10 protein-coding genes and 2 pseudogenes are annotated in these 9,012 nt (G+C 41.5%); all 12 read left to right on the top strand.

Features of this window, described 5'->3' with window-relative positions:
* The coding region (locus AYJ55_RS22580) for a tyrosine-type recombinase/integrase (protein WP_063658005.1) at positions 1-910 on the top strand (910 nt) is incomplete at its 5' end.
* Positions 911-1,169: 259 nt separating this feature from the next.
* Entirely contained in the window at positions 1,170-1,295 is a 126-nt protein-coding gene (locus tag AYJ55_RS34980; protein ID WP_281181220.1) for a hypothetical protein, read from the top strand.
* 161 nt (positions 1,296-1,456) lie between these two features.
* Positions 1,457-1,768 carry a hypothetical protein gene (locus AYJ55_RS22575; protein WP_063658003.1) on the top strand — a complete coding sequence of 104 codons (312 nt, stop codon included), beginning with the start codon at positions 1,457-1,459 and terminating at the stop codon, positions 1,766-1,768.
* A gap of 163 nt (positions 1,769-1,931) precedes the next feature.
* A pseudogene (locus tag AYJ55_RS34075) lies at positions 1,932-3,377 on the top strand (HP1 family phage holin).
* On the top strand, positions 3,337-3,822 hold the full coding sequence (locus tag AYJ55_RS22565) for a lysozyme (protein WP_063657599.1): 486 nt from the start codon (positions 3,337-3,339) through the stop codon (positions 3,820-3,822). Before AYJ55_RS34075 ends, AYJ55_RS22565 begins: the two are co-directional and overlap by 41 nt.
* Positions 3,789-4,237: pseudogene (locus AYJ55_RS22560) on the top strand (lysis protein). Before AYJ55_RS22565 ends, AYJ55_RS22560 begins: the two are co-directional and overlap by 34 nt.
* Before the next feature lie 170 nt (positions 4,238-4,407).
* Entirely contained in the window at positions 4,408-4,980 is a 573-nt protein-coding gene (locus AYJ55_RS22555; protein ID WP_063657676.1) for a hypothetical protein, read from the top strand.
* On the top strand, positions 4,977-5,174 hold the full coding sequence (locus tag AYJ55_RS22550) for a hypothetical protein (protein ID WP_063657645.1): 198 nt from the start codon (positions 4,977-4,979) through the stop codon (positions 5,172-5,174). The genes AYJ55_RS22555 and AYJ55_RS22550 overlap by 4 nt, the downstream gene beginning before the upstream one ends.
* Before the next feature lie 6 nt (positions 5,175-5,180).
* Positions 5,181-6,173, top strand: coding sequence for a tyrosine-type recombinase/integrase (locus AYJ55_RS22545; protein WP_063657707.1), 993 nt, complete (start codon positions 5,181-5,183; stop codon positions 6,171-6,173).
* 260 nt (positions 6,174-6,433) lie between these two features.
* Positions 6,434-7,033 (top strand): hypothetical protein, encoded by a 600-nt coding sequence (locus tag AYJ55_RS22540; RefSeq protein ID WP_063657649.1) that lies wholly within the window; start codon positions 6,434-6,436, stop codon positions 7,031-7,033.
* A gap of 162 nt (positions 7,034-7,195) precedes the next feature.
* Entirely contained in the window at positions 7,196-8,683 is a 1,488-nt protein-coding gene (locus AYJ55_RS22535; RefSeq protein ID WP_342668195.1) for an HP1 family phage holin, read from the top strand.
* On the top strand, positions 8,643-8,999 hold the full coding sequence (locus AYJ55_RS22530; protein ID WP_245677540.1) for a lysozyme: 357 nt from the start codon (positions 8,643-8,645) through the stop codon (positions 8,997-8,999). The genes AYJ55_RS22535 and AYJ55_RS22530 overlap by 41 nt, the downstream gene beginning before the upstream one ends.
* Positions 9,000-9,012 lie beyond the last annotated feature (13 nt).

The raw sequence follows: 9,012 nt of genomic DNA, 5'->3' as shown, positions 1-9,012 counted from the left end.
TAAAAGCTTTAAAACGCGGGAAGCTGCTTGCCATTTTCTTTTTCTGAGCGAATCTGAGCGATTTTTGGCGATGATGGCAAAAGAAAAAGAGCAATGCCGAGATTGGCATCTTCGCAAGTTGATTCAGTTTTATGTGGGGAAAAAGGTCTTTCAGTGTGAAACGGGGCATTTACGGCAAAGTTCGCTCGATACGATTAAACATGCCTTGTTTTCGATTGACGAAACGTTGCAAGCAAAAATGGCGTTGAATATTCGCCCGAGTGAATTTAACGGTTTACCGGAAAATACGCTTAAACATCTGCATTCTGCCTATTTGCTGCTGAAAGCAATGCGAAATGTTGGTGTCAGTCCAATTCCAAAATTGAAAAGAAAAGGGGAAAAGCCTATTTTCATTCCGGCGTTTGAGAATGTGGATAGGATGATTGAAGAAGCGCCCGTCAGAGAAAAGATTGCCTTCATCTTGGCATCGGTGATTGGGCTTCGGATAAGCGAAATATTGGCATTGGATTATAGCGATATTCAAGGGGAATATTTGAATATCTCAAAACATGTAACACGAAACGGTGTTATTGAAGGCTTAAAAGCTGACGTTCAGCGATTGTTACCGATGCCAAAAGGGTTATTGTCGCTATTGGATAAAAACAAGTTTGGGTTACATGAACCATTAATTGTCAGTCAATCAGTGAAAAGACTGTCGTTAAATTACAGTACGACAGGAATTGTTAAGGAATTACTGGAAAAATTCAGGATTGGGAAATTTCATAACTTACGGCATTTTGCAGCGGTACGTCTTATCAAAAAACGGAATGATATTCATGTTATTTCTAAAATGCTGGGTCATAAAAACATTGAGACCACCTCAAATATTTACGGTCGATTTTCAGGGTCAATTTTTGAGTTAAATTTTTAACATTTGCGTTCATTTTTTAATCATTAAGGTAAATGGGGTTAAAACCTTAATTGCTTTACATCAAAGGGATTCAGGTAAAAAATTACAGAATAGCCAAAAACGCATAATTCCGCAGTCATACTTCCGCATTTTGAAAAATTGGAAAACCTAATAATAACAACGCATGAAGAGGGATTTTTTTCGCATACTTCCGCAAAATAAGTCCGCACCCAAAATGGCTAATTTACGAATGTTGCACAAAGGTTAAAAAGAGGTTGTCATGTCAGGGAAAGCTAAATATAAAAAAGCGTATATTGATGACGTGATCAACCTGTCTTTGGTGAAAGGCAAAGTATCAAATCATTTCATTGCAAAATGGCTGCATGTGGATGAAAAAAACGATTAGAAATTGGCGAAAGGATTATTACGAATTTGATCATGCTTTTCATCATGCGGCCGACATTTTGAAAAAGAGCTAGCAGAAACAGCAAGGCAAACACCAAAATCCGAAAACGCAAAATTATTAAAACCACGGCAGACGGCGAAACGACAACGATAGAAGAAGTATTGCCTAGTCACAATGATATTGCCGTTTACAAAAAGATGGGGATCAATGAAGTCTTCTTTAACGATGAAAAGCATCAACAAAAAGAATACTTAAGATCGATACTCGAGCGAAAAAAATCAGCCGAAATCACTTCACTAGAGGCCGCGCAATTTTTAGAGATAGAAGGCATTCCTATACCAACTACTTATTACTGGAAATTAAGCAATTGCAAGGTAGCCCCTATACCAGAAGATATACTACCGCAAAATGCAATTACTCGAGAAATGACTTTAGAAGAGGCCGCAGAAGCGTACCAAAAACTGATGGGGTAAAGGGTTAAAATCGCTTACTTATTTATGTTATAATGATATTAAATTTAAATATTTATTTAATATCAATTGATTATATGGAGTTTAACCCCATTTTTTGTATTTTTATGTACACGTTTATGTGCAAAATATTTTTTTGAGTCGCTTTTTTCCGGACAAATTCCCTATGCCGTTACCTTTTCCTTTTGACTTTAAAAAACCAGATTATTTTAAGGTATTTGAGTGGCGCGATGAGCGTCTACAACGGTTACGCCAGCAGCCGGAAAGTTTTAAACGATTAACCCGATTTTATAAGGATAATCCCGCGCAGTTTATTATTGACTGGGGCATGACGACAGACCCACGAAATGTCGATTACGGGTTACCGGTGACTATTCCTTTTTTGCTGTTCCCGAAACAGGAAGCATGGATTGACTGGATAATGACACGCTGGAAAGGACGTGAAAACGGTATTACCGAAAAAAGCCGCGAAATGGGCTTAAGCTGGACGTCAATTGCACTCGCATGCGCTTTATGTCTCTTTAATAAAGAGATGGTAATTGGCTTTGGCTCCCGCAAAGAAGAGTATGTTGACAGCACCGGTGACCCGAAAGCGTTGTTCTGGAAAGCCCGTAAGTTTATTGAAACTTTACCGCAAGAGTTTCGGGGAGGCTGGGTAGCGAAAAAACACGCGCCTTATATGCGGGTCAATTTTCCAAACACCGGCGCCATTATCAAGGGTGAAGCGGGGACAATATTGGACGGGGTGACCGGACGACACTCTATTTCGTCGACGAAGCCGCCTTTTTGCCTCGTCCGCTATTGATTGATGCTGCCCTATCGCAAACTACCCGCTGCCGCATTGACTTAAGTTCGGTTAATGGGATGGACAATCCTTTTGCCCAAAAACGCCACAGTGGACGTATTCCGGTGTTTACCTTTCACTGGCGCAATGACCCCCGTAAAGATGAACAAATGGTACGAAAAAGAGTGCCTGAAAATCGATAATCCGGTCATTGTGGCGCAGGAACTGGATTTGAACTATCAGGCGTCTGTTGAAGGTATCTTAATTCCCGCCGAATGGGTACAGGCGGCCATTGATGCCCATATCAAACTGGGGTTTTTGACAACGGGGGCTAAACGACTCGGTTTTGACGTTGCAGATGAGGGCGATGACAGCAACGCCCTCACGTTTGTACACGGATCGGTTGTCACGGATTGCCAGCAGTGGAGTAAAGGCGACGTGATCAGCTCAGCAAACCGAGTCAAAAACTATGCTGAGGAAGTCCATGCCGATGAAATCATCTATGACTCCATCGGGGTAGGGGCAGGGGTGAAAGCGCATCTACGACGGACATGTCATATCACCGCAACCGGATTCAACGCGGGTGGGGCTGTCTTTAAACCTGACGCAAAATATGTGGCGGGAAAAACCAATAAAGATATGTTCGCGAATATTAAGGCGCAAGCCTGGTGGGGGACGCATTTTTTTGAGCAGTGGGTAGCTGTGATGGGTATTGTCTGCACGATAGGGACATTTTTTATCAACGTGTACTACCGCAAAAAGGAGTACAGACTCAAGGAACGTCAGTATGAAGATACCGAAAAAAATATTGATGGCAACGGGCGGTAGTGCGTTGTTTTTAGCCTCAACGATGATAACGCATTTTGAAGGATTAAAATTTAAACCTTACTTCGATGGAGGTGGTGTACTCTCTGTTTGTTATGGTCATACAGGCAAGGATATTGTGCGTAACCGGATGTACACGCAAGAAGACTGCGATAAGTGGCTTAATGACGATTTAAAAGCCGTTAAACGTTATGTTGACCCGTTGATTAAGGTCAATATCAACACGCTAACACAGGCAGCCCTTTACTCATTTGCTTATAACGTGGGCGTGGGTAATTTTGCCAAATCGACCTTGCTCAAAAAGCTCAACAACAATGACCGAAAAGGGGCATGTGATGAGATGAAGCGGTGGGTTTATGTGAAAGGCGAAGTCTGGAAAGGGCTAATTACCCGTCGGGAAATTGAGAGCGTAATATGTTATGGCGACCTTACTCATTTATCGGAGTGATTATTGCAGGGTTAATTCTCTCACTTATTTTTATCAACTCCCGTTATCAAACCATCAGGCAAAACTACCAAACATTAAAACAGCAATATCGCGCACAAATTGAAGCCGTGAAATTACAGCAGCAAAAGATTGATTCTTTGCACCAACTCGATATTCAACACACGGAGAAATTAAATAATGCCAAAGCTGAAATTGCTAAGCTCAATGATGCTGTTCGTGCTGGCACTAAGCAGTTGCACGTCAATGCCGTGTGTCCAATACCCAAAACCGCTACCACCCAGAGCCGACATAATGAAGCCACCCCAAACTTAGTAAGGCAGCTCGAGAAGATTATTTCCGTCTCAGAGCGATGATAGCTGAGAACGAAAAGCAGACGGAATATCTACAGCAGTACATCAAAACACAGTGTCACTGAATCGGTCATTGGCACGTTCAAATCTTAACAATCTCAGCGCCACGCACGCGCATCAATAAAACACAGAACCTTATAGAAAGTCGAGCCTGAAGAACGCCGTTTAAAATGGTGCTTTTCTGTGGGCGGCTGTTCTGTGCGCGCAGGTTCGATTTTCTATAAGGAAAAGTACGATGAAATTAGTAACAACTAAAAATGACAATTTTTTAGTAACAGAAATGCCAACAATGACCAGTCTGGAAATGGTGGACTATATTAATGCGGAGCGGAAATCAAAAGCGGAAGCAGAGAGATTAACGTTTCCTTGCAAAAAATATCGCAAGTTACAGCACAATAATTTTATGGCAAAAGTACCCAAAGTTCTTGGAGAAACATCTGCTAAATTTTTAGCTGATGATATTTTCACCACTGGAAACGGTGCCCAGTCTATTCGAAAAATTTACCGATTTCCAAAACGTGAAGCCTGTCTAATGGCAATGAGTTACAGCTATGAGTTACAGGCTAAAATCTATGACTACATGACGGAGTTGGAAGAAAATAAAGGATTAGCTTTTACTATTGAGCAATTACAAAATATTGTTGCTACAGCCAGAAAAGAGTCTGATAAAGACTCTTCGGATGCTGGTCGTCGATTACGTAAGCGTCAAGATGATTTACCCATTCTTAAAAAAGCTGAAAAAACAGTAATGGAGTTATCTCAAATCCCCCTTGATTTAATTGGTGGAAGCATGAGGTTAGAAGGATGACTCCTGAGCAATTCATCGAAGCCAATGTTAAGGCCGAGTTAATCAAGCTGGGCTTTTCTACCTCTGTCGCCAGCTTAGCCACCCGTGAAGCCATCCGCTATTATCGCAAACAGCCAGCTAGTAGAAGAGGCAAGATGATAGAAGATTGTCTTAATCAAGCAAAAATTGTGGCCAGGTTAACAACAAAGCGATAATCGCAAATGAGTTCAATTAAACAAGTCAAAACTCGCCATGATAGCGAGGGTTTTCGTGTGCATTACGAAAATCCAGCAGGACGATTTCATAAAAGCTTTAAAACGCGGGAAGCTGCTTGCCATTTTCTTTTTCTGAGCGAATCTGAGCGATTTTTGGCGATGATGGCAAAAGAAAAAGAGCAATGCCGAGATTGGCATCTTCGCAAGTTGATTCAGTTTTATGTGGGGAAAAAGGTCTTTCAGTGTGAAACGGGGCATTTACGGCAAAGTTCGCTCGATACGATTAAACATGCCTTGTTTTCGATTGACGAAACGTTGCAAGCAAAAATGGCGTTGAATATTCGCCCGAGTGAATTTAACGGTTTACCGGAAAATACGCTTAAACATCTGCATTCTGCCTATTTGCTGCTGAAAGCAATGCGAAATGTTGGTGTCAGTCCAATTCCAAAATTGAAAAGAAAAGGGGAAAAGCCTATTTTCATTCCGGCGTTTGAGAATGTGGATAGGATGATTGAAGAAGCGCCCGTCAGAGAAAAGATTGCCTTCATCTTGGCATCGGTGATTGGGCTTCGGATAAGCGAAATATTGGCATTGGATTATAGCGATATTCAAGGGGAATATTTGAATATCTCAAAACATGTAACACGAAACGGTGTTATTGAAGGCTTAAAAGCTGACGTTCAGCGATTGTTACCGATGCCAAAAGGGTTATTGTCGCTATTGGATAAAAACAAGTTTGGGTTACATGAACCATTAATTGTCAGTCAATCAGTGAAAAGACTGTCGTTAAATTACAGTACGACAGGAATTGTTAAGGAATTACTGGAAAAATTCAGGATTGGGAAATTTCATAACTTACGGCATTTTGCAGCGGTACGTCTTATCAAAAAACGGAATGATATTCATGTTATTTCTAAAATGCTGGGTCATAAAAACATTGAGACCACCTCAAATATTTACGGTCGATTTTCAGGGTCAATTTTTGAGTTAAATTTTTAACATTTGCGTTCATTTTTTAATCATTAAGGTAAATGGGGTTAAAACCTTAATTGCTTTACATCAAAGGGATTCAGGTAAAAAATTACAGAATAGCCAAAAACGCATAATTCCGCAGTCATACTTCCGCATTTTGAAAAATTGGAAAACCTAATAATAACAACGCATGAAGAGGGATTTTTTTCGCATACTTCCGCAAAATAAGTCCGCACCCAAAATGGCTAATTTTACGAATGTTGCACAAAGGTTAAAAAGAGGTTGTCATGTCAGGGAAAGCTAAATATAAAAAAGCGTATATTGATGACGTGATCAACCTGTCTTTGGTGAAAGGCAAAGTATCAAATCATTTCATTGCAAAATGGCTGCATGTGGATGAAAAAACGATTAGAAATTGGCGAAAGGATTATTACGAATTTGATCATGCTTTTCATCATGCGGCCGACATTTTGAAAAAAGAGCTAGCAGAAACAGCAAGGCAAAACACCAAAATCCGAAAACGCAAAATTATTAAAACCACGGCAGACGGCGAAACGACAACGATAGAAGAAGTATTGCCTAGTCACAATGATATTGCCGTTTACAAAAAGATGGGGATCAATGAAGTCTTCTTTAACGATGAAAAGCATCAACAAAAAGAATACTTAAGATCGATACTCGAGCGAAAAAAATCAGCCGAAATCACTTCACTAGAGGCCGCGCAATTTTTAGAGATAGAAGGCATTCCTATACCAACTACCTTATTACTGGAAATTAAGCAATTGCAAGGTAGCCCTATACCAGAAGATATACTACCGCAAAATGCAATTACTCGAGAAATGACTTTAGAAGAGGCCGCAGAAGCGTACCAAAAACTGATGGGGTAAAGGGTTAAAATCGCTTACTTATTTATGTTATAAATGATATTAAATTTAAATATTTATTTAATATCAATTGATTATATGAGTTTAACCCCATTTTTTGTATTTTTATGTACACGTTTATGTGCAAAATATTTTTTTGAGTCGCTTTTTTCCGGACAAATTCCTATGCCGTTACCTTTTCCTTTTGACTTTAAAAAACCAGATTATTTTAAGGTATTTGAGTGGCGCGATGAGCGTCTACAACGGTTACGCCAGCAGCCGGAAAGTTTTAAACGATTAACCCGATTTTATAAGGATAATCCCGCGCAGTTTATTATTGACTGGGGCATGACGACAGACCCACGAAATGTCGATTACGGGTTACCGGTGACTATTCCTTTTTTGCTGTTCCCGAAACAGGAAGCATGGATTGACTGGATAATGACACGCTGGAAAGGACGTGAAAACGGTATTACCGAAAAAAGCCGCGAAATGGGCTTAAGCTGGACGTCAATTGCACTCGCATGCGCTTTATGTCTCTTTAATAAAGAGATGGTAATTGGCTTTGGCTCCCGCAAAGAAGAGTATGTTGACAGCACCGGTGACCCGAAAGCGTTGTTCTGGAAAGCCCGTAAGTTTATTGAAACTTTACCGCAAGAGTTTCGGGGAGGCTGGGTAGCGAAAAAACACGCGCCTTATATGCGGGTCAATTTTCCAAACACCGGCGCCATTATCAAGGGTGAAGCGGGGGACAATATTGGACGGGGTGACCGGACGACACTCTATTTCGTCGACGAAGCCGCCTTTTTGCCTCGTCCGCTATTGATTGATGCTGCCCTATCGCAAACTACCCGCTGCCGCATTGACTTAAGTTCGGTTAATGGGATGGACAATCCTTTTGCCCAAAAACGCCACAGTGGACGTATTCCGGTGTTTACCTTTCACTGGCGCAATGACCCCCGTAAAGATGAACAATGGTACGAAAAAGAGTGCCTGAAAATCGATAATCCGGTCATTGTGGCGCAGGAACTGGATTTGAACTATCAGGCGTCTGTTGAAGGTATCTTAATTCCCGCCGAATGGGTACAGGCGGCCATTGATGCCCATATCAAACTGGGGTTTTTGACAACGGGGGCTAAACGACTCGGTTTTGACGTTGCAGATGAGGGCGATGACAGCAACGCCCTCACGTTTGTACACGGATCGGTTGTCACGGATTGCCAGCAGTGGAGTAAAGGCGACGTGATCAGCTCAGCAAACCGAGTCAAAAACTATGCTGAGGAAGTCCATGCCGATGAAATCATCTATGACTCCATCGGGGTAGGGGCAGGGGTGAAAGCGCATCTACGACGGACATGTCATATCACCGCAACCGGATTCAACGCGGGTGGGGCTGTCTTTAAACCTGACGCAAAATATGTGGCGGGAAAAACCAATAAAGATATGTTCGCGAATATTAAGGCGCAAGCCTGGTGGGGCATCATGACCACCCTCGGGGGAGTCATGACAACGATTTTTGATTTTTTTACCCTTGAGCAGTGGGTAGCTGTGATGGGTATTGTCTGCACGATAGGGACATTTTTTATCAACGTGTACTACCGCAAAAAGGAGTACAGACTCAAGGAACGTCAGTATGAAGATACCGAAAAAAATATTGATGGCAACGGGCGGTAGTGCGTTGTTTTTAGCCTCAACGATGATAACGCATTTTGAAGGATTAAAATTTAAACCTTACTTCGATGGAGGTGGTGTACTCTCTGTTTGTTATGGTCATACAGGCAAGGATATTGTGCGTAACCGGATGTACACGCAAGAAGACTGCGATAAGTGGCTTAATGACGATTTAAAAGCCGTTAAACGTTATGTTGACCCGTTGATTAAGGTCAATATCAACACGCTAACACAGGCAGCCCTTTACTCATTTGCTTATAACGTGGGCGTGGGTAATTTTGCCAAATCGACCTTGCTCAAAAAGTCTCAACAACAATGACCGAAAAGGGGCA

The organism is Candidatus Arsenophonus triatominarum (assembly GCF_001640365.1).
GTDB lineage: Bacteria > Pseudomonadota > Gammaproteobacteria > Enterobacterales > Enterobacteriaceae > Arsenophonus > Arsenophonus triatominarum.
This window is presented reverse-complemented; position numbering and strand designations above follow the sequence as displayed.

What these genes read in the sequence shown, in the direction of transcription:
- AYJ55_RS22540 (WP_063657649.1), top strand. Translation starts at nt 6,434, where the DNA reads ATGTCAGGGAAAGCTAAATATAAAAAAGCGTATATTGATGACGTGATC.
- AYJ55_RS22530 (WP_245677540.1), top strand. Translation starts at nt 8,643, where the DNA reads ATGAAGATACCGAAAAAAATATTGATGGCAACGGGCGGTAGTGCGTTG.
- AYJ55_RS22565 (WP_063657599.1), top strand. Translation starts at nt 3,337, where the DNA reads ATGAAGATACCGAAAAAAATATTGATGGCAACGGGCGGTAGTGCGTTG.
- AYJ55_RS22555 (WP_063657676.1), top strand. Translation starts at nt 4,408, where the DNA reads ATGAAATTAGTAACAACTAAAAATGACAATTTTTTAGTAACAGAAATG.
- AYJ55_RS22550 (WP_063657645.1), top strand. Translation starts at nt 4,977, where the DNA reads ATGACTCCTGAGCAATTCATCGAAGCCAATGTTAAGGCCGAGTTAATC.
- AYJ55_RS34980 (WP_281181220.1), top strand. Translation starts at nt 1,170, where the DNA reads ATGTCAGGGAAAGCTAAATATAAAAAAGCGTATATTGATGACGTGATC.
- AYJ55_RS22535 (WP_342668195.1), top strand. Translation starts at nt 7,196, where the DNA reads ATGCCGTTACCTTTTCCTTTTGACTTTAAAAAACCAGATTATTTTAAG.
- AYJ55_RS22545 (WP_063657707.1), top strand. Translation starts at nt 5,181, where the DNA reads ATGAGTTCAATTAAACAAGTCAAAACTCGCCATGATAGCGAGGGTTTT.